Below are 24,778 nucleotides of genomic sequence, written 5' to 3'. Positions count from 1 at the left end.
TCGGGCGTTTCCGGTGCTCAGTCGTGCGGGACGACCGCCACCGGTGCCTGCGTGTGGTGGAGCACCGCATGGGCGACCGGGCCGAGGCGCATCCCGATGCGGTGGGGGCGCCGGCGCCGTCCCACCACGACGAGGCACGCGTCGGAGCCGGTGTCCACCACGGCGGAGGCTCCGCTGCCGACCCGGCAGTCCTCGACCACGACGACGTCGGGGTACTTCGCCCGCCAGCCGGTCAGGGCGTTGCCCAGCAGTTCGGCCTCGATGGCGGCGAACTGCCCGGCCTCGACCTGCGGGCTGATCCAGCCCGCGTAACCCCAGGCCGGGGGCGGGGTCCAGCCGTGGACGGCGTGCAGCACCGCTCCACGACGTTCCGCCTCGCGGAAGGCGAAGTCGATCACGTCGCCGGCGGGGTCGCGGGTGTCGATGCCGAGGACCACCTCGGCCCCGTCGGGCGCGGCGGGGCGCGCGGAGTCGTCGGCGTGGACCAGGACGAGGGGCACGTCGCACCGGCCGGCGAGGGCGAGGCCGAAGGAGCCGACCACGAGCCCCTCGAACCCGCCGATCCCCCGCGATCCGACGACGAGCATCTCCGACTTCGTCGCGGCCTCGGCGAGCACCTCGACGGGGTCGCCGCCACCGATCAGTTCGGCTCTGACCTCCAGGCCGTGCTGGAGCCCCCGGATCTCCTCCGTCGCGTCGGAGACCATGCGCGTGGTCAGCGCGCGTACGTCTGCGGGCTGGGAGGGGTCGGCGTGGATGTCGTCCAGCCAGGTCTGGGCGTGGACCAGGCGCAGCGGCACGCCACGGCGGACGGCCTCGTGGGCTGCCCAGCGGGCGGCCGCGGTGCTCTCGGGCGAGCCGTCGATGCCGGCAAGCAGGTACGAGGACATCGGTTAATCTCTCCAGATCGTTCTCGGCTTGGCAGTGAGTCGTCGAACAGTGTCGGACGGCCCCGGGCGTTCTGCCAGGGCCGTCCGGGGCAGGTCGACGGGGCCGAACGTCCCGAGCAGGCCGCACGGCGCCCGGAGGCCGCGGAGCCGGGGCCGGCCGGACCGGTGCTCCCCGGTCACGCGGTCCCACGCGGTCCCACGCGGTCCCACGCGGTCCCACGCGGTCCGGTCCGGCCCGAGCGCCCCGCCGGGGTGGGAATCGCGGCTCAGCCGAGCGCGGTGCGCAGGGCCGCGAGGGCGGCGGTGGGGTCGGTCAGGGCGTGGTGGACGGGCGGCGTCGGCAGGTCGAGGCCGAGCAACTGGTGGACGGCGTGCATGGCCCCGCGCACCGAGTACTCGACGGTGAAGACGACGTCCTCGGGGATCTCGACGTACTGGCCGAGGAAGGCGAAGTTCCGCGCGCCGTGGGGGATCACCAGGGGGCGGTCGCGGACCTCGCGGCGGGCGAACTGGCTGGTGATGTAGGGCATCATCACCGTGGTGACCGTGGTGGTGGCGCGGACCTCGTCGGCGATGTCGTCGAAGCCGAGCTGCCCGAGGAGCTCGGTGAGGATCTCCCGGCCGGTGCACTCGGACATGGCCTTGCCGGTGTGCTCGCCCGGGGTGTCCATGAACAGGCCGTAGCCCCACAGGGTGAACACGTCCTCGGGCTGGCCGTCGAAGTGCGGCGGACGGGGGACGACGATCGACATCAGCCAGGGCGAGTCCTTGAAGGTCATCAGCGCGCCGGTGCCGGGGGCGTTGCCGCTGAACTCCTCGATCCGCTTGAGCAGGGCGGGGCTGCGCATGGTCAGTGTGAAGGACTCCCAGGCGGCTTCGGCGATGTTGCCGTTGAAGACGGCGGGCCGCCCGAAGTCCGGCGCCTTGCGGGAGAGGGTCTCCCAGAGTGCCCAGTTGCCGTCCCGCTTGTCCCGGACCAGCTCCGGCACGGTGTCGTCGCCGCCGAGGGCGGCGTCGGCGGTCATCGAACCGAGCGTGATCAACGCCAGGTCCAGGTCGGCCAGTTCGACGGTCTCACGGCCGGACTCCGGGCGCTCCAGGTGGAGCCGCCCGGCGCGGCGGATGCCGTCGTGCTCGACGAAGTCGACGTCGGTGACGGTGACGCCGTGCTCGAAGCGAACGCCGCGCTCCACCAGCCACCGGGTGAGCGGGCGCACGATAGAGTCGTACTGGTTGAGGCGGGTGCGGCGCACGCCGGCGAGGGTGTGGATGCGGGGGAACTCCTGGAGGAACCGCAGGAAGTAGCGCTTGAGCTCGATCGCGCTGTGCCAGTTCTGGAACGCGAACGTGGTGCGCCACATCGCCCAGAAGTTCGTGGCGAAGAAGTGCTCGGAGAAGAACTCGTCGATCCTGCGGGCGCCGATCACCGACTCGGGGGTGACCAGCAGCCGGGTCAGTTCGAGGCGGTCGTGGGTGTCGAGGCCGAGGCGGGAGGCGTCGAGGATCCGGTGGTCGCGGTCGATCAGGCGGGCCCTGGCGTCGGTGGGCCACTCCCGGTTGAAGTCGATGATCTCCTGGCGGACGGAGACGTCCGGGTCCTCCAGGGTGGGGATGGTTCCCATCAGGTCCCACAGGCAGGTGTACGCCTCGTCCTCCAGCATGCGGCCGCCGCGGGTCACGTACGCTCGCTCGGGCGAGCCCGAGCCGTCCAGGGAGCCGCCGGCCAGCGGGAGCCGCTCCAGGACGTGGATGTTCTCGCCGGGGAACTCGCCGTCCCTGATCAGGAAGGCCGCAGCGGCCAGGGAGGCTATGCCGCCGCCGACCAGGTAGGCCTTCGAGGCGCGCCCGCTGTCGATCATGGTGTCGTCCAACCGTCCGAGGTCCGCGCCGTGGCGGCGCCCCTGCACCGTTCGGGCAGGTGCCACCAGCCTCCGGCCACTCGGGGGCCCGCGTCAGGGGCCGGCGGTACCCATGCCGCAGGGCCGGAAGTCCTCACCGCCGGGGCCTTCTCCGGGCGGTCCGCGACGGGCCACAGGTCCCTCCCGGTGCGGAGGTGTCGTGCCCCGTTCGGCCCTGGGGCGCGGGCGCGGGCGTGATGACGATGGACACCGCCTGCCGTGCGGCCGCCGGCGGCACGGAACCGCCCCGGAGGAGACCGTCACCATGTCCGTCACGCCCAGCCAGACCCCCGTGGCACCGTCCGAACGAGAGCTGCGGGCGCTCGACGCGCACTGGCGGGCCGCCAACTACCTGGCGGTGGGCCAGATCTACCTGATGGCCAATCCCCTGCTGCGTGAACCGCTGCGCGCGGAGCACATCAAGCCGCGCCTGCTGGGCCACTGGGGCACCTCGCCCGGCCTGAACCTGGTGCACACCCACCTCAACCGGGTGGTGAAGGCGCGGGACCTGGACGCGATCTGCGTGTGGGGGCCGGGGCACGGCGGTCCGGCCGTGCTGGCCAACTCCTGGCTGGAGGGCAGCTACTCGCAGACCTACCCGGACGTGACCCGCGACGAAGCGGGGATGGCGCGGCTGTTCCGCCAGTTCTCCTTCCCCGGAGGCGTACCGAGCCACGTCGCCCCGGAGACCCCGGGCTCGATCCACGAGGGCGGCGAACTCGGCTACGCGCTCTCGCACTCCTACGGAGCCGCCTTCGACAACCCCGGTCTGCTGGTCGCCTGCGTGATCGGCGACGGCGAGGCCGAGACCGGACCGCTCGCCGCCTCCTGGCACGGCAACAAGTTCCTCGACCCGGTCCACGACGGCGCGGTGCTGCCGATCCTCCATCTCAACGGCTACAAGATCGCCAATCCGACGGTCCTCGCCCGCCTGCCCGAAGACGAGCTCGACGCCCTGCTGCGCGGCTACGGGCACCGACCGCTGTACGTCGGCGGCGACGACCCGATGACGGTGCACCGGGCGATGGCCGAGGCCATGGACACCGCCCTGGACCTCATCGCCGCCATCCAGCGCGACGCCCGCACCGACGGCTCCACCGGTCGCCCTGCCTGGCCGGTGATCGTACTGCGCACTCCCAAGGGCTGGACCGGACCGGCCGAGGTCGACGGACTGCCCGTGGAGGGCACCTGGCGCGCCCACCAGGTCCCGCTCGACCAGGTCCGCGACGACCCGTCGCACCTCGCCCAGCTGGAGGCCTGGCTCCGTTCCTACCGCCCCGAGGAACTCTTCGACGACCACGGCCGGCCGACCCCGGAGGTCCTCGCCTGGGTGCCCGCCGGTGACCGCCGCCTCGGCGCCAACCCGCACGCCAACGGCGGCCTGCTGCTGCGGGACCTTCCGCTGCCGCCGCTGGAGCGCTTCGCCGTGCCGGTCGACAAGCCCGGCGCCACGCTGCACGAGCCCACCCGTGCGCTGGGCGACCTGCTCGAACAGGTGATGGCGGACACCGCCGACCGCCGCGACTTCCGCCTGGTCGGCCCGGACGAGACGGCCTCCAACCGGCTCCAGAGCGTCTACGCCGCCACCGGCAAGGCCTGGCAGGCCGGCACCCTGCCCGTCGACGAGAACCTCACCCCCGACGGTCGGGTGCTGGAGATCCTCTCCGAGCACACCTGCCAGGGCTGGCTGGAGGGCTACCTCCTGACCGGTCGCCACGGCCTGTTCTCCTGCTACGAGGCCTTCGTCCACATCGTCGACTCCATGGTCAACCAGCACATCAAGTGGCTGCGCACGACCCGCACGCTGCCCTGGCGCGCACCGATCGCCTCACTGAACTACCTGCTCACCTCCCACGTCTGGCGCCAGGACCACAACGGCTTCTCCCACCAGGACCCCGGCTTCGTCGACCACGTCCTCAACAAGAGCCCCGAAGCCGTCCGCGTCTACTTCCCGCCGGACACCAACACCCTGCTCGCCACCGCCGACCACGTGCTGCGCAGCCGCGACTACGTCAACGTCGTCGTCGCGGGCAAGCAGCCCTGCGCCGACTGGCTCACCCTCGACCAGGCCCGCGTCCACTGCGCCCGCGGCGCCGGCATCTGGGAGTGGGCCGGTACCGAGGACGGCTCGCGCGAGCCCGACGTCGTCCTCGCCTGCGCCGGCGACGTCCCCACCCAGGAGGTCCTGGCCGCCGCGGACCTGATCCGCCGCCACCTGCCGGACCTGCGCGTCCGGGTGGTCAACGTGGTAGACCTGGCCCGCCTGATGCCTGCGGAGGAACACCCGCACGGCATGCCGGACGCCGAGTTCGACGCCCTGTTCACCCGCGACCGCCCGGTCGTCTTCGCATACCACGGCTACCCGTGGCTGATCCACCGCCTGGCCTACCGCCGCGCCGTCCACCCGCACCTGCACGTGCGCGGCTACAAGGAGTCGGGCACCACCACCACGCCCTTCGACATGGTCGTCCGCAACGACCTCGACCGCTACCGCCTGGTCATGGACGTCATCGACCGCACCCCCGGCCTCGCCGCACGGGCGGCCGCCGTCCGGCAGGAGATGGCCGACCAGCGCACCCGACACCACGACTGGATCCGTGAACACGGCACCGACCTGCCCGAGGTAGCAGACTGGAGCTGGGGTTCCTGACCGGGGATCAGGGGGGCCGTCATCGAGGAGACAACCACCGTGGACCTGCCCGTCACCGTCGGCGTCGACACCTCCGAGGCGAGCCTGGCGGCCGCCGACTGGGCCGCGCGCGAGGCGTCGCTGCGCGGCCGACCGCTGCGCGTCCTGCACGCCCTGCCCCCGACGGCCCACCCGCTGCCCGGCCGGGCAGCCGGGCAGCGGTCCGACGGCGGAGGCCTGCTGCACGAGGTACAGGACGTCCTCGCCGTGCGTCACCCCGGAGTGCTCCTCCACACCGAGGAGGTCCACGACGTCGCCACGTCGGCGCTCTGCGCCGCCGCCGAGGACGCCGAACTACTGGTGGTCGGAGCCCGCGGTGACGGCGGATTCGCGGGGCTGCGGGTCGGCTCCACGTCGCTGTACCTCGCGGCCCGGGCCGGCTGCCCGACCGTGGTGCTCCCGGTCGAGCCGGCGGGCCCGGAACAGCGCGACCAGGTGGTGGTGGGCGTGGACGCCCGCCGCCCCGCCGAGGCGGCGCTGGAGTTCGCGTTCGCGGCTGCGGCGCGGTACGGCGTGGTGCTGCGGGCCGTGCACGCCACCGCCGTGGCGGTGGCCGCCGGGGCCGCCGGGGGACGGGACGAGGAGGCCGGGCTGCTCGGCCGCGCCATCGCCCCCTGGAGGGCGGCGCATCCGGGTGTCGAGGTCGTCGAGGTGACGGAGCGCGCGGCCCCCGGACTGCTGCTGGTGGAGGCGTCGGCCAAGGCCTCCCTGCTGGTGGTCGGCCGCCGCCCCACCGTCCGGATCGGTCTGCTCGGTCCGGTCGCCCACGCGGTCCTGCACCACGCGGCCTGCCCGGTGGCGGTGGTGCCCGACGCGTGAGCCCCGAACCGCCGGGACCTCCGGCTCGGTGGCGGGGCGGCCCGGCCCCCGCCGCCGCCCCGGGGCCCGGCGCGGAGCCGTCCCGGAGGGCGGCCGCGACCACCGCATGCTCCTCCGGTGCCGGCGGTCCGTGGCTGGCGAACCGGCCAGTCCTTTGCATTGGGCAAAATTTGCACAAAGCAAGAAAGGTTCCCAAGAGGCGTGGCGTGGCGCACCGCTACCGGCTGATCTGTCATATGCCCTGGTCATGGCGTTGATGGGCCGGGCGGGGCGAGTCGTTCCCGCCCCGCGGGGCGGCCTCGCGGCGGGGCCAGGGGACCCTTGCGAAGCCGGATGGCGGGGCTAGCATGTGCCGCAGGCCGTGGAAGGCGGGGATCGGGTCCACCGCCGGAAGACCGGGCAGGCCACGGCTCGCGCGTTGCCGCGGCCGGCGCCGCCCGCCCGTCACGACACCCCGGGCGGGCGACCGGGCGGGGCCGTCGAACGTCCGATCGGAGACCGCCCCGCCTGTGGCCGTGGCGGGGACAGGGAGTTTCCATGGCGTCCGCTTCGCCCAAGTCCGAGCGCCCGAAGGGCGGTTCCGGCCCGGTAGGCCCCACGGGGAGCGCCTCGGGCAGCGCTGCACGGCGGGCGCGCATCGCCGAACTGCGCGCCCGCGAGCAGCGGCACGAGCGGAGGTCCAGGGCTCTGGTGGTGACCGCGGTGGTCGCGCTGGTGGTTGCCCTCGTCGCCACCGGCGTCTTCGTGGTCCTGCGCGCGTCGGACCGTCAGGCCTCGGCGAAGGCCGCCGCCGACGCTCCGATACCCGGGGTGAAGACCTTCGGCACCTTCACCCGCAACCATGTGACGACGCCCGTCCAGTACCCCCAGACCCCGCCCGTGGGCGGTGACCACAACCCGACGTGGACGCCGTGCATGGGCGACGTCTACGACCAGCCGCTGCACAACGAGAACGCCGTCCATTCGCTGGAGCACGGTGCGGTGTGGGTCACCTACAGCGGCAAGGCGAGCCCGGCGGACATCAAGACGCTCTCCGACAAGGTCAGGGCCACCCCGTACTCGTTCATGAGCCCCTACCCCGACGAGCCCGGAACCATCACCCTGACCGCCTGGAGCACTCAGCTCGTCGTCGACAGCGCCACCGACCCGCGCGTGGACCGGTTCTTCACCAGGTACGTCCAGGGGCCGCAGACCCAGGAGCCCGGAGCCTCCTGCAGCGCAGGTTCCATGTGAGCGACCGGCGGTGGCCGTGCTTCCCCCGCCGTGAGCCCGCGGTGCGGGCCGGGCGCTCGGAGGTCGCCCAGGCGTGACGTCAGGCGGCGGCCCCGCGAATCACCGGTCGGGTCGGATGAGCAGGAGCGCGATGTCGTCGTGGTGCCGCGCGGAGTCTGCGGCACGGCGGAGGAGGCTCCGGGCGAGGCGGTCGAGGTCGTCGACCCGGGCCTCGGCGAGGTGCCGGCAGAGGGCGTCGGTGGCGTCGTCGATGTCGGTACCCGGGGCTTCCACGAGCCCGTCGGTGTACAGGACGAGTACGGCGCCCGGCGGGAGCGGGATCTCGGTGGTGCGGTAGTCCGCGTCGGGATCGATGCCCAGCAGGAGCCCGGGGGGCAGGTCCACGACTTCGGTGTGCCCCCCGGGGTGGCGGAGCAGGGGCGGGGGGTGTCCGGCGGTGGCGAGCCGGGCGCGCCGGTGGGCGAGGTCGAGCTGGGCGATCAGGCAGCTGGTGAACAGTTCGGCGTCGAGGTCGGCGAGGAGGCGGTTGGTGCGGGCGAGGAGGTCACCGGGGGAGGCACCTGAGGCGGCGTGGGCGTGTACCGCGGTGCGGACCTGGCCCATCAGGGCGGCGGCGGCGGTGTTGTGGCCCTGGACGTCGCCGATCGCCGCCGTGGTGGCGGTGGGCGCGTGGATGAGGTCGTAGAAGTCGCCGCCGATGTCCATGCCGTGGCCGGCGGACTGGTAGCGGGCGGCGATGCCGAGGCCGGGGACGTGGGGCAGCGCAGGGGGCAGCAGGCTGGTCTGCAGGGTGTGGGCGAGGGTGTGCTGCGCGTCGTAGAGGCGGGCGCGATCCAGCGCTTGGGCGATCAGCCCGGCGAGCGAGGTGAGGAGCGCGCGCTCGGCCGGGTGGAAGGGGCGGGGCCGGTCGTAGGAGAGGACGAGGGAACCGATGCTGCGGCCGGAGGCGATCAGGGGAAGGAAGGCCCACGCGTTCCGGGCCTCGTAGCGGGGTGCGTCGGGGTACGCGCGCTGGAAGTCGGCGAAACTGGGGAAGAAGACGGGGTCGCCGGTGGCCCGCGTGTGCGCGGTCGGGGTGCGCGAGGTCAGGGCCGTGCCGTCGAAGCGGTTGATGAACTCCGTGCTGTAGCCGCGGTGGCCGATGACGTGCAGGCGGCCTTCCTCGGCGATCATGAGGACCAGGCCCCGGGGGCCGAAGGCGGGCACGATCTGGTCGGCGACCACCTCGGTGACGTCGTGGACGGTTGCGGCCTCGGCGAGGGCGGCTGCCAGGTGGGTCAGGTGGTACAGCCCCATGGCGCCGACCGGTGCGTCGGACGGCGGGGCCTGCGGGGTGGCCGTCCGCCGACGGGTGGGCGTGATGTGGACGCTGACGCCGCTCTCGTCGGGGTAGAGCTGGAAGAGCAGTGGCGTGCCCGGAAGCCGCATCGCGGTGAACGCGGTGGGCCGGCGGGTGACCACCGCGGCCCGGTAGCTCTCCTCGCTGGTCGGTGCGTGGAGCCACGGCAGCGCTTCCCAGGGGCGCCGGCCTCTGAGGGAGGCGGCATCGGAGCCCACCAGATCGGCGCCCGCGGAGTTGATGAAGGTGAGCCGGCCCTCAAGGTCCAGCGCGCAGCAGCCCACGGGAAGGCGTTCGGCGAAGCCGAGCGCCGCCATGGCCTGGGCGGGGTCGGCATCCGGGGGCGACGTCGGTACGTACCGGGGTTCGTCGGGAGGCAGCAGTGGGTGCCCCTCGGCGGCGGCCCGCTCCAGCAGCAGTGCCGTCCGCCGGCAGCACGCGGTGACGATCTCCCGCTGCTGCGCGTCCGGGTGTTGCCCGGCCTGCCCGACGGGCCACAAGAGGGCGAGGCCTCCCCACACCTGGGTGCCGCCGGTGAAGGGGACCGCGGCGAGCGCGAAGTCGTACGGCAGGACGAGGGTCAGCTGTGGATACCGGCGGGCCACCTCCTCCTGGCTGTCCAGCCAGATCGGACGCCGTCGGCGCATGGCGTCCGTGACCGGCGTCGATGCGTCCAGCGGGGCGCGGTACCAGGGGGCGGCGATCTGCCGGGACACACCGGAGAGCAGCGCGAGCCACAACAGCGGAGCCCCGGGAGGCCGGAGGTAGAGCAGACCGGCCGACGCGTCGGTCCGGCGCATCACGTCGGCCATGAGGGCTTCCAGGTGTTCCGTACCGCGGTCGGGCCCCGGCCCGGGGGAGGAGGACGGCATGGCGCTAACCGGTCCGCACGGCGACTGTGGAGACCGCGGCGACCGTGCGAGCGGAGCGACCGCCTGCCGCCCCCGCACCGGCCCGCTGCCCGGCCGGCATGCGTCGGGACGGCTCTCGGCCCTGCGGTGTGACGGCCCGCGCCCAGGTGGTCACCGTGTCACCCTCCGCGGTCGGATCCGACCGGGGCGCGACCGCGTCCCCCGGACCGGCGGCCCGCGTGCTCCCGGCCGGCACGCAGGCCGACAGGACGCCCGCGGCTTCGCGCCGTCGGCGCGCGAGGCAGGGACCACACCCGAATCCACCCACTCAAGAACGATAAGCCCGAGCGGTGGGCGGCAGCTTCCGGACATGCGTCCTTCGTGCCGTCGGGTCTGCGGCACGGAGCCCCGCGCGCGGAGGTGAGCTCCCGGGCGCCGCCGCCGCGAACCGCTCCTGCGGGCCGCCCGAGCGCCGGGTGCGGGACCGGTCCGCCGCGGTGCGCCCGTGAGCCGCGGTGACGATTCGTCAACGATGGGACCGGCGGCAGCAGGACCGGCCGGTCGGCGCGGAAGACTGACGTCATGACGTTCCCTCTCGCCGGCAGGTCGGCCGACGGCGTGCCGTCGCCGCGCAGCCGACAGCAAACCGCTGATCGCCGTACCGACACCCCCGGGGCGCGGTCGGGTCACATGGTCGTGTGCGGTGGTGACGCCCTGGCCCACCGGCTGGCCGTCGAGTTGGCCACCTTGTACGGGCAGCGGGTCACCGTGGTGGTGCCGTCCTTCCAGGACGACCACGGCCCGCGGATCGCCGCCCTGGCGGCCGACGAGGAGGTCACCGTCGAGGCGGTCGAGGCGACGCAACTGGACGAGGCGACGCTGCGCGCCGTCGGTGTGGCATCGGCTGCGGCCCTGGCGCTCACCTCCGGTGACGACCAGGCCAACATCCATGCCGGGCTCCGGGCCAGAGGAATCAACCCCCGGCTGCGCCTGGTGCTGCGGATCTACAACCGACGGCTGGGGCTGCGGGTCGAGCAACTGCTGGACCGGGCGGTCGCCGCACGCCACCCGGAGCTGTCGCCCGCGGCGCTGGAGGCTTCCACGACCGTCCTGTCCGCGTCGGGCACGGCGACACCCGCGCTGGTGGCGGCGGCCGTGGCCGGGCGCAGCCACGTGGTTCCCGTCGACGGCAGCCTGCTGCGCCTGTCGGTGCTCGCCCCGGGGGAGAACGCCCAGGGGCGGGAGGTGGCGGTGGTGGCGGCGGTTCGCGGAGCGGCGTCGGGGGAGCCGGAGGGCGGGCTGCTGCCCGATCCCGTCGTCCCGGGGGAGGGCCGCGTCGTCCTGGAGCTGCTCGGCAGGGCGCCGAGTTCCGCACGCCGGCGCAGGCCGCCCGGGTTGTCCGCGCTGGCGTGGCCGAGCCTGTTCTCGGCGCGGTTGCGCTGGGCCCTGGCCGGGCTCGCCGCGCTGACCGGTGTGTTCGCGGCTCTGACGTGGGCCCTGGCCGACAGGCCTCCGCTGTCGGCGGTGTGGCTGACGACGCTCGACGTGCTGGGTATCGCGGACCCCGCGGACGACGGCGGGCCGGGGCGCAAGATCCTCCAGATTCTTGCCTCGGTGAGCGGCATGCTGCTGATGCCGCTGTTGATCGCCATGGTCCTGGAGGCCCTGGGAACGTTCCGCGCGGCCACCGCACTGCGCAGGCCGCCGCGCGGCCTGTCGGGTCACGTCGTGCTGGTGGGCCTGGGCAGGGTCGGCAGCCGTGTGCTGGAGCGGCTGTGGGAGATGGACGTGCCGGTGGTGTGCGTGGAGAGCGATCCGGGCGCCCTCGGCATCGCCCGGGCCCGGGCCTACGGGGTACCCGTCGTTCTGGGGGACGTCACGCAGGACGGCGTCCTGGAGGCGGCGAGGGTCGATCGGGCGGCGGCCCTGATGGCGCTGACGAGCGACGACAGCACGAACCTGGAGGCCGCGCTCTACGCCCGGGAGTGCCATGCGGACCTGCGGGTGGTGCTGCGGCTGTTCGACGAGGACTTCGCCGGCGACATCTACCGGGCTCTGCGGGACTCCTATCCCGGGGCCGAGACCCGTAGCCGCAGCGTCTCCTTCCTCGCGGCCCCGTCCTTCGCCTCCGCCATGATGGGCCGCCAGGTGATCGGCGCGCTCGGTGTCGGCCGCGAGGTGGTGCTGATCGCCGCCGTCGAGGTCGCCGGGAACCCGCACCTGGCCGGCCGCACGGTCCGTGCCGCCCGCCGGCCCGGTGGCTGGCAGGTCCTGGCGGTGGACGTGGCGGCTCCGCCCGAGCGCGCCCCGGATCTGGCCGATCCCTACCACCGCGGATCGGAGCTGCTCTGGTCCCCACCGGGCACGAGGGCGCTGGGGGACGGCGACCTGGTGGTGGTCGCCGCCACGCGGGAGGGTCTGGGGCTGCTGCTGGGGCGTGACGGCGGTCTGCGGTGAGCCGTCACCAGCCGAGCAGGTCGGCCGGGTTCCGGTCGGGTGCCGACGGCTCGCCGCCCGCCTCGGCGAAGGCCTGCAGTGCGTCGACGAGGCCGGTGCGCTGTTTCGCGGGCATGGCGGCGACGATCCGGGAGATCTCCTCGCGGCGGCGGTCGGTGGCGTCGACCACGGTCCGGACCCCGGCCTCGGTCAGGGTGATGCGTACTTCGCGGCGGTCCCCGGGGCTGACCTCCCGGGCGACGACGCCGGCGGCGACGAGCCGTTCGATCATCCGCATGGCCGTCGACGGGTTGACGGCCAGGAGCTCGGCCAGGCGTGACATGCTCATCGGGCCCCGCGAGTGCAGGACGACGAGCATCCGGAACTGGGGCAGGGTGAGCGCCTCGGCGACCTCCCCCAGCGATCGCGCGGAGATCGCCACCAGGACCCGGGAGGCGGTCAGCACGGCGGTGACCAGGTCCTCCTCGACGGGGCCGGAGGGCCGGTCGCGGGAGGCGTGCACGGTGAGGTCGTCGGACATGTGTCCTTTTTACCTCCCCGACGCGTCCGTGCACACGTTCATTCGATCTTCCCGCCGTCGCGCAGCGGCCTCGTGCCGCGTCGGCCGAAGGCCGGCCCCGGCGGTCTGGGGCCGGTGGACTCGCCTTCCGGCCCTCCCGGGCCGGGGCGTGCGGGCGCCGGGTGACGGAGCCCGGTCGTCCGCACGTTCCCGCGGACGGATCGGGCCGATCGCCCCTCCGGAGGCCGGAGGTACTGCCAGACTGTCCGAATGGGCACCGAGACCCCCTCGCTGGACCTGGCGCACTACTACCCGGGCTGGATCTGGGACGACACCTCCGTCCACCGGATGAAGAGTCTGCTGCTCTACTTCGACGGCTTCGCGCTGCTCCTGCCCGAGGAGCACTTCCAGGCGGTGGTCGCCCGGGAGACTCAGCTGGCGGGCCCGTTGCGCGCCGCCGGGCTGCTGCACAACCTGGCCCCCGGGACGTGGCTCGACGCGGAAACCGCCCGGGCCGTACGCCAGGTCGCCGAGCGGACCCGCCGCTCCGGGGCGGGTCCTGCGTCCGCCTCGGGCCTGGATATCACCGCCGGGCACTTCACGGGTGGCCTCACGATCACCGGTGGCCACGTCGCGGGCCACGCGGAGAACGCCGACCGCATCGTGGACCGGATGCTCTGCACGGGCTCGGTGAGCCGACGCCGTCCCGACCTCGGTGCCGACATGGTCGAGATGCCTCCGCGGGTCCGGGCCGCGGTCCTGCTGGCCCTCGGCCTCTCCGCACAGCGCCGGGTCCCCGGCCATCGACTCCACCTGGTCGGAGACCTGCCGGGACCGGTCGACACCGCAGCGGTGACCCCGGCCGACGGCTCCGGCCGTGGCGGTATCGCCCCGCTCACCCTGCACCGCGACCTGGTGGACGCGGGAGTCGATCTCTCGCAGGTGCCCCTGGACGAGATCCTCGACTTCCGCCGCGAGCACGGCGGTACCTATCGGGCCTACGCGCGCGACCTGCGGAGGTTCGTCGTCGAGCTCGACACGGTCGATCATCCGGCCGAGCGGGAGCGGCTGCTGCGCGACCGCTCCGAGTCGATCGCCGATCAGGCCACCGCACTCCGGCGGGCCCGCAGGGCCTGGGGCCGCCCGGTCGCGTCGCTGGCGATCGCCGGCGACGGCGCCGCCTGGACCCTGCACCAGGCCGACCCCGCGGGAGCCGTCATCGCCCTGCTGGGCGCGGCGTCCGGCTTCACCCCTCCTGGGAGGGACGGCGGCCCCTTCACGTACCTGTTCGAGGCGCGCCGCCTCCGGTAGCCGTCGGCCTGCAGCGACCGGCGGCCACGTCCGAGGCTTTCGCCCGCCCCCGTGTCCCGACCCGGGAGGCGAAGGCGCTCAGCCCGGCGAGGCGGCAGGTCGAGGGCCGTACCGGGGCGGGGTCCGGCCCATGCTGTGAGGCGGACCCGGGCAGCGGTGGTTTTTAACGCTTCCTTGACGCTCCGCTGTCGCGTTCTTGACGTATTCTCTTCGACCGGTGAGCCGGGAAGTCTGGTCGGCACAGTGATCCACCGTACGCTCCTGAAAGGGCCTGCCGCCGTGCCGTCCTCCGTTCCCGCGTCCACCGCTCCCGCTCCCGCACCCGGACCCGTACCGGCCGTCGTCGGCCGCGGGCCCAGGCGGTCGGTGCTGTTCTTCGCCTTCGCCTTCGCGGTGATCGCGGACCCCGTCTCCTCCGTCGCCTACGCGATCGAGGCGGCGCTCCACGCCCTGCACGGGGACCTCGCGCTGCTGCTGCCCACCATGGCCCTGGTGGTCGGCCTGGTCGTGGTCGTCACCGCGAACTACTGGCAGTTGGTGGGGCGCTTCCCGCAGGGCGGCGGCGCGGCGGCGGCCGCCGGGCGGGCGTTCGGGCCGCGGTGGACGTTCCTGCCGATCGGCGCACTGGTCGTGGACTTCGTCCTCACGATCGGCATCTCCATCGCGGCTGCGGCCAGCGCGGTGATCGCCCTGTTCCCGGCCCTGGCACCGGCCCGGATACCCCTGGCACTCGTGCTCCTGGTGGTCGTGGCGGGCCTGACCTGGTTCGGACACGGCGGCCGCCTGCTGTTCGCCGCGATGACCGTGGTGTTCGTCGTCGTCGCCGTGGCGGTGGTGGTCCTCGGCTTCGCCTCGCCGCACGCCGTCGGCACCGCCGCCGCCCACGCCGACCCGGGCCGTTCGGCAGCGCTGGCCGTCGTGATGGCCTTCCCGGTCGCCATGGCCCTGGCGACCGGCGTGGAGGCGCCGTCCACCGCGATCGCCCAGCTCGGCCAGCTCGACGACACCCATCGCCGCCGCTTCGGCCGCGGCACCCTGGCCCTGCTGCTGGTCATCGTCGGCGGACTCACCCTCGCCCTGACCGCCCTCGCCGTGAAGCTCCACATCGGCCTGCCGGGCGCGGACTCCACCCAGATCGCCGACATCGCCCACGCCGCCGCCGGACCCGGCTGGCTCTACGGCGCCTTCCAGCTCACCAGCTCGCTCCTCCTCCTCGCCGCCGCCAGCTCCTCCTTCCAGGCCGGCCCCGGGCTCCTCAAGGCCCTGGCCGGGACGGCGAAGAACCCCGGTGTGCTTCCCGCCGTGCTCGGCCGGACGAACAGGCACCACACCCCGTACTGGTCCGTCGCGGTCTACCTCGCGGCCGCCGCCGTGATCATCCTCGCCGCCGCCGGCCAGGAGCAGGAGCTGGTGCTGTTCTACGCCGTCTCGGTCTTCGTCAGCTTCCTGGTCGGCCTGCTGGCGATGACCAGCTTCGCCCGCCGTGCGCACAAGCCGGTCGTGGCCCTGGTCAACGCCCTCGCGGCGGCGGCGGTCGCCTTCACCCTGGTGGTGAACCTGCTGCGCGGCTGGCCGGTGCTGTCCCTGGTCGCGACCGTGCTGATCGGCGCGGGCCTGTACGTGCGCTGGGTGCGGGCCGGCAGCCCGAGCGGCATCGAGGACGTCGAGCGGCAGGCCGAGTCCGAGTGACGTGACGGAACCCGTGGGCCGCGGCCCGGGGACGTCGGCCCCGGCAGGGGGCGGGTGACCGGGAGGTCACCGAGGGGCCCGGAGGCGGTCCGTCCGCCGTCCGCAGCGGCCCGCCCTGTCAGGCCGTTGCGCTCACCACGACGCGTACCTGCGCACCGCACAGGCCGGGCACTCCCGCCGATGCGGTCCGGACGGCCCCGCGCACGGCGCGGGCGGTCGCGGCGGCCTGGTGGTCGGTCCGGACGGCGATCCACACCTCCACGACCGGTGGATCGCCGTCCCTGATCCGTACCCCGCCGGCGGATCGGCCGCGACCGGTGAGGCGGCGCAGCAGGTTCGGGCTGAGGTAGGCCACACCCGGTACGGCGACGGCCCGTTCGGCGAGCTCGGCCTCCAGACGGGCCCGGTCGTCGGCCTTCATGGCTGCCGTTCCTCCTGCGGGAGTAGGTCCCGCACCGTGACGTCGATCCGGTGGACGTCCAGGCCGAGCCGCAGGGCGGCCGCCCGGGCGACGGCGGACCGGACCAGCTCGACGGAGTGCGGCAGGGGCCGGGAGAGGTCGGCGAACACCTCGACGTCGATGCGCAGCGGGCCGCGGGGAAGTCTGCTGCCGGGCAGTGCCGGTGCTCGCCCGGGGCCGCCCGGCCCTCGGTGCGGGGTGATGCGGCAGCTGCCTGCGCGCAGGCCGGCAAGGGTGTCGACGGCCGAGCGCAGGACTCCGGCGGCGGCGGCCTCGGTGATCCAGTCGTCGTCGAAGGCGTCGCCCAGGGGGATCAGGGCTCCGGGGCGGATCTCGGTCCGTACGGCGCACATCACCCGTTCGAGGAAGGCGGTCTGGTCCCCGCCCCGGCCGTCCCCGCCCCGGCCGTCCTCGTCGAGCGCCGTGTGCACCGTCCGCTGCAGCACGCCGAGTGCATCGAGCGCGGCGTGGCAGTCGGTGCAGGCGGTGTGGTCGCCGACGGGCTCGCCGGCCTCCCACAGTCGGGCCAGGTCCTCGCCGCAGGGCAGCGCCTCGTGGTCGGCGGCGTCGTTCAGCGCCATGGTGCCATCGCCTCCGTCAGCTGTCGTCGGGCGCGGAAGATCCGTCCGCGTACCGCCGGTTCGCCGATGCCGGTCACCTCGGCGATCTCGTCGTAGGACAGCCCGTGCAGTTCACGCAGGACCCAGCATGCCCGTTGTTGCGGGGTCAGCGCCGCAAGCGCCGTGCGGAGGTCCTGTGCGGAGGCGTGGGATTCGGCGGTGCGTTCCGGGGACGCCGCCGGGTCGGGGCTCGCCGGCTCCTCGGCGTCCTCCAGCGGGACGTGGGCGTGCCGGGCCCGGAGGGTGTTGAGGCAGCGGTTGGTGACGATCCGGTACAGCCAGGTGCCGAAGGCGGCCTCGCGACGGAAGTCGGGCAGGCGGCGCCACGCGGTCAGGCAGGCCTCCTGGACGTCGTCCTCCGCGGATCCGCGGTCCCCGAGCAGCCGGGTGGCCAGGGTCAACATGCGAGGCACGTGGCGCCGCATCAGTTCCGCGTAGGAGGACTCGTCGCCCTCGGCGGCACGGGCCACGAGAACCGTGTCCGGTGGTCCCGCGGGGGGCGGGGCGAGGTACGGGCCCGGCGGGGTCAGTACCTCGGAGCGGGGCTGGAACATGTCGCTTCCGTCGAGATGAGGGCCCCGGTGCAGGGGGCGGCCGTCGTGGGTACGCTCCGCCCCCTTCCGGGACACGGGGTCGGGACCTACCGGACGCGCGAGGGTGCGTCGTCCTCCTCCCCGTCGTCGGGCAGGTGGACGTCCACGACGTGGACGTTCACCTCGACGACCTGCAGGCCCGCCATCCGTTCGACCGCGCCGATCACCTCCTCGCGGACCTCGGCCGCCACCTCGGCGATCGCGACCCCGTACTCGACCACGATGTCCAGGTCCACGGCGGCCTGCTTCTCGCCGACCTCGACCTTCACCCCCCGGGTGACACCGGATCCCCGCCCGCCCGGCACACGGTCCCGGACGGCGCCGAGGGCCCGGGTGAGGCCGTCACCGAAGGAATGGACGCCGTACACCTCCCGAGCGGCCATGCCGGCGATCTTGCCGACCACCTGGTCCGCGATCACGGTTCGGCCCCGATCGGGGGAGGACGCGGGCGGCACCGGCTGCTGGACGGTGCCGAGGGCTTCGGCGGCCGCCACCGCCTTCGTCGCGGTGCCTGCGGTGATGCTGCGGGTGACGGTGCCGGTGGCGGTCATCGATTCCTCCGAAGGTGTCGGTGCTGGTCGCGCACTTGGACACCCGGGATCCGGGATTCCTCACGCGGCCAGTCGGGGAGTGTTCGGAGCCGCCGGTCGACGCGGGCGAGCCGGGAGAGACATTCACTCGCACGAGTGACGCGAGCGTGCGTGAGCATCGGCGCTGTCCGCGTGTCCAACAGCCGAGCACGTCACCTGTCCGTCCCGTCGCCGAGGAGAAACCCGCCATGATCGTCGATCTGCCCGCCGCCCGGACCGCCCGTGTCCACCGAGCAGACGTCCCCTGTCCGCGCTTCCACTGCGACGTGTGGCAGGAGGACGGCGCACTGGCCCTGGCGCCCTGCGGAGACCTCGACATCGCCGCGCTCCCGGTGCTCGCCGGGCCCCTGTGCCTGGTCTGCCCGCCGGTGCTCCGGGTGCACCTGGACCTCAGCGCGACGGGCTTCATGGACTCCAGCGGACTCAACTTCCTGACCCGCCTGCAGAACCGCTGCGCCCTCGCCGGTGCCCGCCTGGAAGTCACCGGGCTGCGGCCCCAGCACCGCCAGCTCCTGGATCTGACGGGCTACCGGCTGTTCGTCCCGGCGGGCCTCTGACCCGGACGCGAGGGAGCAACACATGTCATCGGCACGGACCGGACTCCTCGCCGGCATGGCGCTGGGCTTCGCCGGGTACTTCGGAGGGTTCGCAGCCTTCCTGCTGGTAGCCGCACTGGGAGCGGTGGGCTTTCTGACCGGCTGGTGGGCCGACGGACACCCGCAGCTCGAAGACCTCCTGCGCAGGGGACGGGAACGATGAGCACCGGCACCTCGCCGGAGACCCCGGCGCCCCGCCGGCGGGGCCGTCTCACCGTCTCCGAAAGGGCGCTGACGCGGGTCATGGCGCAGGGCGCCCGGGAGGGCACTCCCGCTCTCGCGCCCGGTGCCCTGCCGCAGGTCACGGTCCACCGACGCGGCGCCGTCACCGACGGAGAGCTCCGGTTGACGGTGGACTACCCCGCCCACCTGCCGAGCGTCCTCGTCGCCGCGGCAGGGGCCGCGGAGGCGGCGGCCCTGCACCTGGCCGGGGTCCGCTTGCGCAGCGTGCGCGCCGAACTCGGCCGGCTGACGGCGCGTTCCGCACCCGCGCGCGATGCCCGTCCGTCGAACCCGGTCGACGCCACCGGGCCGGGCTCCGGCGGGACGGCCCGCTCGGCGACGACCCCGCCCCTGCGCGGTCGTGCACTCCGGGCCCGACGCCACTGGTGCGAGCGGCGCCCGGCCGCGGCAGCGCTCTACGCCGTCGTCGCCACGGCCTGCGCCGCGTGGTGGTACGTCCGGCTGGGCGGCACCTGGCGGCCGCGGCACCTGGACGCCGCGCTGAGCACCTTCGGCCACCGGGCCACCGGTGCCGGGGCCGTGGTCGCCGCGGCCGGAGGCGTGCTGGGCCTGCGTCTGCTGGTCCTGGCGGCCACCGGCAGCGGCGCGCTCCGCTGGCGGCTGCCGCGCCCGGAGGCGGATCCGCCCGTGACGGTGGACCGCCGCCTGGTGGAACACGCGGTGCAGCGCGCCGTCGGGCAGACCCGGGCGGTGGCCACGCCCCGGGTGCGGGTGCGCCGGACCGTTCGGGTCCGGGCCGTCGGGGGCTGCGCCGCCGACCTGCAGGACGCTGCCCTCGGCGCGCTGTTCCGCCTCGGATTCGACGGCAGCGGCCCCCGGATCACCGTGCGCGTCGCCCGCCACCGGGCGGACCGGGCCGTGAGCGAAGCCGGGCGACCAGGCGAGGACCCGGCCGGGTCCGTCCGGTTCCCGGAGCAGAATCCGCCACCGCCACCGCCACCGCCGGCACCGGTCCGGCCACCTCATCCCCAGGAGGACCGATGAGACGACTCGTCAACCGTGCCGTGCTCGGCCTGGCAGGCTTCGCCCTCACCGCGCTGAGCGCATCCGTCCTGCTCGTCGCCGCGGGCTTCCGCCCGCCCGGCAGGTGGCTCCACCGCGTGCCGGGCGGCCCCTCCGAGATCGTCGTGCCGTGCCTGCTCCCCGTGCACCCACTGGCGCCGCGGAGCTGGGACGACTCCTTCGCCGTCGCGGTCGCGGCCACCGGGGCGCTGTGCCTGCTGCTGCTCGCCGCCCAAGCCCTGCCCGGTACGCCCGCCAGGCTCGACCTGAGGGGTGGCCGGCTGCGCACCCGAGCCCTCACCGATGCGGTTCGGACGCGGGCGGAGGAGGTCCCGGGCGTCGTCGGTGCGCGAGCACGCATGGGGCGGGGGCGGAGCCCCGTGCTCGAACTGACGGTGTGCCTGTCCGAACAGGCCTCACCGGCCGACGCCGTGGACCCGCTCCTGGAGGTGCTCGCCGAAGCCTCGGACAGCACGGGCCTCTCCCTCCGGCCGAGGCTGCGCCTCCGGCCCGCCCGCTCCGTGAGACGTCGATCGGGGTGAACGCCCTCACCCCCTCTCCGCCACGTGCATGGGGCGGGATCCGGCAGCCGAGCCGGGAGGACCGCCGTTTCCGACCGCGACCGGACATCCGTCGCGACCGGCGCCGGGCTTTCCGGCGAGCACCGGGCCCGTGTCCATGTGCATGCGCGCGATGCTCGTGTGGGCGCATTTCCGGCAGGAGGGGTGGAATCACTCCCGACCTGACCTCAAGGGAGGCGGTGTCGTCGGAGATGCGGTAGCCGGGCGGTGCACCTCCCTGGTGTTTCGGCGCCCCGTCGATAACATGACTACCCCTCATGTATTCGTCAGGAGGCTGTCATGCCGGACCGTATCGACCTCCCGGCGGGGTTCCGCTGGGGTGCTGCCACCGCCGCCTACCAGATCGAGGGGGCGGTCGGCGAGGACGGCCGCGGCCCGTCGGTCTGGGACGTCTTCGCCGCCCGTCCGGGCGCCGTCCGGGACGGTCACACCGGTGCGGTCGCGTGCGACCACTACCACCGCTACCCCGAGGACATCGCCCTGATGAAGGGCCTCGGCCTCGACGGCTACCGCTTCTCCATCGCCTGGCCCCGGATCCTGCCCACCGGCTGCGGGCCGGTGAACCCCGCCGGACTCGCGTTCTACGACCGCTTGGTCGACGCCCTCCTCGACGCCGGCATCACCCCCCTGCCCACCCTCTTCCACTGGGACCTTCCCCAGGCCCTCGAAGACCACGGCGGCTGGCTCAACCGTGACACGGCTCACCGCTTCGCGGACTACGCCGCGGTCGTGACCGACCGCCTCGGCGACCGCGTCCCCGCCTGGATCACCCTCAACGAGCCCTTCGTCCACACCGTCTTCGGCTACGCGACGGGCGTCCACGCCCCCGGCCGTACCCTGATGTTCGAGGCGCTCCCGGCCGCCCACCACCAGCTCCTCGGCCACGGGCTGGCCGCCTCGATCCTCCACGAGCGCGGCCTGGAGGTGATGCTCTCCAACAACCTCACCCCCGTCGAACCGGCCACCTCCGACCCGGCCGACCTCGCCGCCGCGGCGGCCTACGACACCCTGCACAACCGGCTGTTCACCGACCCCGTCCTCCTCGGCCGCTACCCCGACCTCGCCGCCCTCGGCGTCCCCGACGACGTCTACGGCGCCGTCCACCCCGGCGACCTCGACCTCATCCACGCCCCCGGCCTCGACGGCCTCGGCGTCAACTACTACAACCCCACCCGCATCGCCGCCCCCACCGCCCCCGGCCTCCCGTTCGACCTGGTCGACATCCCGGACGTCCCCCACACCGCCTTCGGCTGGCCCGTCGTCCCGGAGGCCCTCACCCGGCTCCTCCTCGACCTCCGCGACGCCTACGGCGGGGCCCTTCCGCCCGTCACCATCACCGAGAACGGCTGCTCCGTCGCCGAGTCCACCGATCCCGACCGGCCTCGCATCGACTTCCTCGCCGCCCACCTCGACGCCCTCTCCCGGGCCGTCGCCGGGGGAGTCGACGTCCGCGGCTACTACACGTGGTCCCTCCTCGATAACTTCGAATGGGCCGAAGGGCTCTTCGCCCAGCGCTTCGGCCTCGTCCACGTCGACTTCGAGACGCAGCGCCGCACGCCCAGGGCCTCGTACGGCTGGTACCGGGACCTGATCGCGGCGCACCGGAAGCGGTTCGCGGGGTAGGCGGGTCGGTCGAGAGGACGTCCGTCGCGTGCCGGCCGGCGCGAAGGTGCGGCGACCGCTCGTCCAGCGGCGGGGGTTCAGTCCCGCTCGGGGTGGTAGCCGGTGAGCAGCAGGGCGATGTCGTCGGAGCGGTGCGGGGAGCGCCGGGCCTTGCGCAGGAGGTGGTCGGCGAGTTCATCGAGGTCGCCGGCGGGGGCGTGGGCCAGCGTGGCCCGCAGCTCGTCGATCCCCACGTCGATGTCCTGGCCGCGTTCCTCGACGAGGCCGTCGGTGTAGAGGGCGAGGACCGACCCGTGCGGAAGGTCCAGCCGGGTCTCGGGATAGCTGCTGGTGCCGACGACACCGAGGAGCGGGCCGCCGGCGATCTCCAGCACCTCGGTGCTGCCGTCGGGGCGGCGCAGCAGCGGCGGGCAGTGCCCGGCCCGGACGGCGTGGGCGCAGTCGCTGCCCGGCTCGACGCGGATGTAGCAGCAGCTGGCGAGCAGCCCGGGGTCGAGGTCGGTCAGGAGCCGGTTCGTGCCGGCCAGGACGGCCCCGGGGGCGTGGCCGGCCGTTGCGAAGGCGCGGACGGCGCTGCGCAGCTGGCCCATGGTTCCGGCCGCCGCGATGTTGTGGCCCTCGACGTCCCCGACGACCAGGGCCACGCCGTCCCCGGTGGGGATCACGTCGTACCAGTCGCCGCCGATGTCCATCCCGCTGGTCCCGGGCAGGTACCGGCCGGTCGTGTGGATGCCCGGCAGGACGGGCAGGCGGTGCGGCAGGAGTGCGTTCTGCAGGCCGTGGGCGAGGGCGTTCTTCGCGTCGTAGAGACGCGCGCGTTCCAGCGCCTGGGCGATCAGACCGCTGAGCGCGGTGAGGATGCCGCGGTCCTTGGTGGTGAGGTGGTGGACGTCGTCGAATCCGAGGAGGCAGGCGCCGACGGGACGGTTGGAGGCGATGAGCGGCAGGTAGGCCCACGTCGCCACGGCCTCCCCGAGACCTTCCCCGGCGTCCTCGCCGGCGCCCTCCCCGGCGCGGGGCGGCCGGCCACCGGGAAGGTCCTGCCGATCCTCGATGAACAGGGGCACGCCGAGGGCCGGCGCCTCCGTTCCGGGCAGCGGGGCGTCGAGTGGCCGGCCCTCCAGACGGTGCAGGAAACGGTCGTGCCGGCCGGTGCGGGAGAGCAGGTGCAGCCGGCCCTCCTCGATGGCGTAGACGGCGAGGTGCTGGCCTCCGAAGGCCGGCAGGAGCTGGCCGGCGACGACCTCGCACACCTCGTCCATGGTGACCGCCGCGGTCAGCGCGCTGCCCAGCTGCATCATGCGGTAGATGGCGCCGAGGCGCGCGGGTGCCGCCCGATCGACCGGTGGGTCCGGGGTGGAAGGGGCGGACGGGGTGGAAGGGGTGGAAGGGGAGAGCGGGGCGGGCCGGGCGTCCGGCGGCGCACCGGCCGCATCCCCGGAGTCCTCCTCCGCTTCCCGGGCCCCCACCGGCGGCCCGGCGGCCGCCTTCGGCGGCTGCGGAGGGGCCGCGGTCGCCACCCTGCCGGTCACGCCGTTCGCGTCCGGGTGAAGGGAGAAGGCGAGCCACCGGTCCGGCGGTCGGCGGACCAGGAAGGCGGTGCGCTGCTGCGAGACCATCGCGGCCCGGTGCCGATCCTCGAAGACGGGATCGGACAGCCAAGGGACGACCTCCCACAGGCAACTGCCGAGCAGCTCAGGTCCGGATACCCCGAGCAGCTGCTCCAGGCAGCGGTTGGTGTAGGTGACCCGGCCGTCCGGGGTGAGGGAGAAGATGCCGTCCCGGAGCCGTTCCACCGCGGTGACGGCCGCGGCGCCGGCCCCGGCGTCGAGCACACTGCCGACCAGGTGGGACCGGGCCTCCTCCCCGGGCGCCTCCGGTACGCGTCCCCACAGCTCCACCGTGCGGTACCCCTCGGCGGTGCGCACGCGCAGTCGCCGGGCGAGCACCCTGCCGTCCGTGCGGGCCTCGCGGGCCGCGGCCCGGAGCGACAGCCGGTCGCCGGGATGGAGCCGGGAGGCCAGGGTCTCGGCCCGACCGTCGAACGTGCCCGGCGTGAGGCCGAACAGGGCGCACAACTCGTCGTCGGCGACCACGGCCCCGGTGTCGAGCTGCCAGTCGAACAGGCCGACCCGCACCGCCGGCACCTCGGGGGCCGGTACCTGCAGGGGGACGGTCGCGGCGTCGCAGTCGAGGGTGCCCCCTCGGGCTCGGAGGTCGGCGAGGGTGGCGCCGAGCCTGCCGGCGATGGCCCGCAGGTGACGGAGCTGGGCCCGGGACAGCCCGGGGTGCCCGGATGCCGCCGCCCACACCACCGCCAGTGCACCGAGGCTCTCCTGGCCGGTCTGGACCGGCACCGACGCCGAGCCGAACGCGTACGGCAGGGCCACCGCGAGCTGGGGGTAACGGCGCACCGTTTCGGTGGCGTCGGCCAGGTGGACCGTCCGGCCCGACCTGTAGGCCACCGCCACCGGGATGGGGCTGTTCACCGGGATGAGTTGCCAGCCGCCGAGCAGGGAGGGCGGGGTGCCGCAGGCGGCAGCCAGCACGATGGACCGGCCGTCCCGGGAACGCAGGAAGACGCTGCCGGCGTGGGCCGCGCTGTCCCCGACGGCCTTGACCACGGCCGTCACCAGGGCGTCCTCGAACTCCGCCCGCACCCGGTCGGACACCGCCGTCCCCGGTGCGTGCTCGGGGCGGTCGGTGCTCGCCGCGGCTCCCGTGGCCGGGTGGGCCGCCGTGCTCCCGTGAGGTCCCGCCTGTTCGCCGGGCTCATGCCGACTCATGCTTTCCCG

Annotated in this window: 20 protein-coding genes; 11 read left to right on the top strand and 9 right to left on the bottom strand. The window is 74.2% G+C overall.

Features of this window, described 5'->3' with window-relative positions; all coding sequences use genetic code 11:
- Positions 1-17: 17 nt before the first annotated feature.
- Together ACF9IK_RS05270 and ACF9IK_RS05265 are read right to left on the bottom strand one after the other, a co-directional pair.
- Positions 18-890, bottom strand: a complete 873-nt coding sequence (locus tag ACF9IK_RS05270) for a universal stress protein (protein WP_395293064.1) — start codon at positions 888-890, stop codon at positions 18-20.
- A 266-nt stretch (positions 891-1,156) separates the two neighbouring features.
- Positions 1,157-2,815 (bottom strand): oleate hydratase, encoded by a 1,659-nt coding sequence (locus ACF9IK_RS05265; RefSeq protein ID WP_395293063.1) that lies wholly within the window; start codon positions 2,813-2,815, stop codon positions 1,157-1,159.
- Positions 2,816-3,053: 238 nt separating this feature from the next.
- Here ACF9IK_RS05265 and ACF9IK_RS05260 point away from each other — a divergent pair, with 238 nt between their 5' ends.
- The 3 genes from ACF9IK_RS05260 to ACF9IK_RS05250 all read left to right on the top strand — a co-directional run bounded on the left by ACF9IK_RS05260 (position 3,054) and on the right by ACF9IK_RS05250 (position 7,529).
- Positions 3,054-5,438, top strand: coding sequence for a phosphoketolase family protein (locus tag ACF9IK_RS05260; protein WP_395293062.1), 2,385 nt, complete (start codon positions 3,054-3,056; stop codon positions 5,436-5,438).
- Positions 5,439-5,477: 39 nt separating this feature from the next.
- Positions 5,478-6,296, top strand: coding sequence for a universal stress protein (locus ACF9IK_RS05255; protein ID WP_395293061.1), 819 nt, complete (start codon positions 5,478-5,480; stop codon positions 6,294-6,296).
- Positions 6,297-6,833: 537 nt separating this feature from the next.
- A complete protein-coding gene (locus tag ACF9IK_RS05250; RefSeq protein WP_395293060.1) occupies positions 6,834-7,529 on the top strand; it encodes a DUF3105 domain-containing protein in 696 nt (231 codons plus the stop codon).
- Positions 7,530-7,628: 99 nt separating this feature from the next.
- On the opposite strand, the gene ACF9IK_RS05245 is transcribed toward ACF9IK_RS05250, so the two are convergent.
- Positions 7,629-9,680 (bottom strand): SpoIIE family protein phosphatase, encoded by a 2,052-nt coding sequence (locus ACF9IK_RS05245; RefSeq protein WP_395293059.1) that lies wholly within the window; start codon positions 9,678-9,680, stop codon positions 7,629-7,631.
- 621 nt (positions 9,681-10,301) lie between these two features.
- Here ACF9IK_RS05245 and ACF9IK_RS05240 point away from each other — a divergent pair.
- Positions 10,302-12,176, top strand: a complete 1,875-nt coding sequence (locus tag ACF9IK_RS05240; RefSeq protein WP_395293058.1) for an NAD-binding protein — start codon at positions 10,302-10,304, stop codon at positions 12,174-12,176.
- 4 nt (positions 12,177-12,180) lie between these two features.
- Here the strand turns inward: ACF9IK_RS05240 and ACF9IK_RS05235 are convergent, their stop codons facing one another.
- Positions 12,181-12,696, bottom strand: a complete 516-nt coding sequence (locus ACF9IK_RS05235; RefSeq protein ID WP_395293057.1) for a MarR family winged helix-turn-helix transcriptional regulator — start codon at positions 12,694-12,696, stop codon at positions 12,181-12,183.
- Between the two features lie 249 nt (positions 12,697-12,945).
- Here ACF9IK_RS05235 and ACF9IK_RS05230 point away from each other — a divergent pair, with 249 nt between their 5' ends.
- Together ACF9IK_RS05230 and ACF9IK_RS05225 are read left to right on the top strand one after the other, a co-directional pair.
- Complete coding sequence (locus tag ACF9IK_RS05230; protein WP_395293056.1) at positions 12,946-13,986, top strand: hypothetical protein; 1,041 nt, start codon at positions 12,946-12,948, stop codon at positions 13,984-13,986.
- Positions 13,987-14,352: 366 nt separating this feature from the next.
- Positions 14,353-15,675: an amino acid permease gene (locus tag ACF9IK_RS05225; protein ID WP_395293055.1), complete on the top strand. Its 1,323-nt coding sequence runs from the start codon at positions 14,353-14,355 to the stop codon at positions 15,673-15,675.
- 118 nt (positions 15,676-15,793) lie between these two features.
- Here ACF9IK_RS05225 and ACF9IK_RS05220 read toward each other — a convergent pair whose 3' ends face one another.
- The 4 genes from ACF9IK_RS05220 to ACF9IK_RS05205 all read right to left on the bottom strand — a co-directional run bounded on the left by ACF9IK_RS05220 (position 15,794) and on the right by ACF9IK_RS05205 (position 17,899).
- Positions 15,794-16,096: a hypothetical protein gene (locus tag ACF9IK_RS05220; protein WP_395293054.1), complete on the bottom strand. Its 303-nt coding sequence runs from the start codon at positions 16,094-16,096 to the stop codon at positions 15,794-15,796.
- On the bottom strand, positions 16,093-16,716 hold the full coding sequence (locus ACF9IK_RS05215) for a hypothetical protein (RefSeq protein ID WP_395293053.1): 624 nt from the start codon (positions 16,714-16,716) through the stop codon (positions 16,093-16,095). The genes ACF9IK_RS05220 and ACF9IK_RS05215 overlap by 4 nt, the downstream gene beginning before the upstream one ends.
- Complete coding sequence (locus ACF9IK_RS05210) at positions 16,707-17,309, bottom strand: RNA polymerase sigma factor (protein WP_395293052.1); 603 nt, start codon at positions 17,307-17,309, stop codon at positions 16,707-16,709. The genes ACF9IK_RS05215 and ACF9IK_RS05210 overlap by 10 nt, the downstream gene beginning before the upstream one ends.
- Before the next feature lie 86 nt (positions 17,310-17,395).
- Complete coding sequence (locus ACF9IK_RS05205; RefSeq protein ID WP_395293051.1) at positions 17,396-17,899, bottom strand: Asp23/Gls24 family envelope stress response protein; 504 nt, start codon at positions 17,897-17,899, stop codon at positions 17,396-17,398.
- Positions 17,900-18,126: 227 nt separating this feature from the next.
- On the opposite strand from ACF9IK_RS05205, the gene ACF9IK_RS05200 reads away from it, so the two are divergent.
- From ACF9IK_RS05200 to ACF9IK_RS05180, 5 genes are all read left to right on the top strand, one after another.
- Positions 18,127-18,495 (top strand): STAS domain-containing protein, encoded by a 369-nt coding sequence (locus tag ACF9IK_RS05200; RefSeq protein ID WP_395293050.1) that lies wholly within the window; start codon positions 18,127-18,129, stop codon positions 18,493-18,495.
- Positions 18,496-18,517: 22 nt separating this feature from the next.
- Positions 18,518-18,697, top strand: coding sequence for a hypothetical protein (locus ACF9IK_RS05195; RefSeq protein ID WP_395293049.1), 180 nt, complete (start codon positions 18,518-18,520; stop codon positions 18,695-18,697).
- Positions 18,694-19,761 carry a hypothetical protein gene (locus ACF9IK_RS05190; RefSeq protein WP_395293048.1) on the top strand — a complete coding sequence of 356 codons (1,068 nt, stop codon included), beginning with the start codon at positions 18,694-18,696 and terminating at the stop codon, positions 19,759-19,761. Before ACF9IK_RS05195 ends, ACF9IK_RS05190 begins: the two co-directional genes overlap by 4 nt.
- Positions 19,758-20,321, top strand: coding sequence for a hypothetical protein (locus tag ACF9IK_RS05185; RefSeq protein WP_395293047.1), 564 nt, complete (start codon positions 19,758-19,760; stop codon positions 20,319-20,321). Before ACF9IK_RS05190 ends, ACF9IK_RS05185 begins: the two co-directional genes overlap by 4 nt.
- A 318-nt stretch (positions 20,322-20,639) precedes the next feature.
- Entirely contained in the window at positions 20,640-21,983 is a 1,344-nt protein-coding gene (locus ACF9IK_RS05180; RefSeq protein ID WP_395293046.1) for a GH1 family beta-glucosidase, read from the top strand.
- A 77-nt stretch (positions 21,984-22,060) separates the two neighbouring features.
- Here the strand turns inward: ACF9IK_RS05180 and ACF9IK_RS05175 are convergent, their stop codons facing one another.
- Positions 22,061-24,769, bottom strand: coding sequence for a SpoIIE family protein phosphatase (locus ACF9IK_RS05175; protein ID WP_395293045.1), 2,709 nt, complete (start codon positions 24,767-24,769; stop codon positions 22,061-22,063).
- Between the last annotated feature and the right edge of the window lie 9 nt (positions 24,770-24,778).

This window comes from Kitasatospora hibisci, from assembly GCF_043950205.1.
GTDB classification, from domain to species: domain Bacteria; phylum Actinomycetota; class Actinomycetes; order Streptomycetales; family Streptomycetaceae; genus Kitasatospora; species Kitasatospora hibisci.
This window is presented reverse-complemented; position numbering and strand designations above follow the sequence as displayed.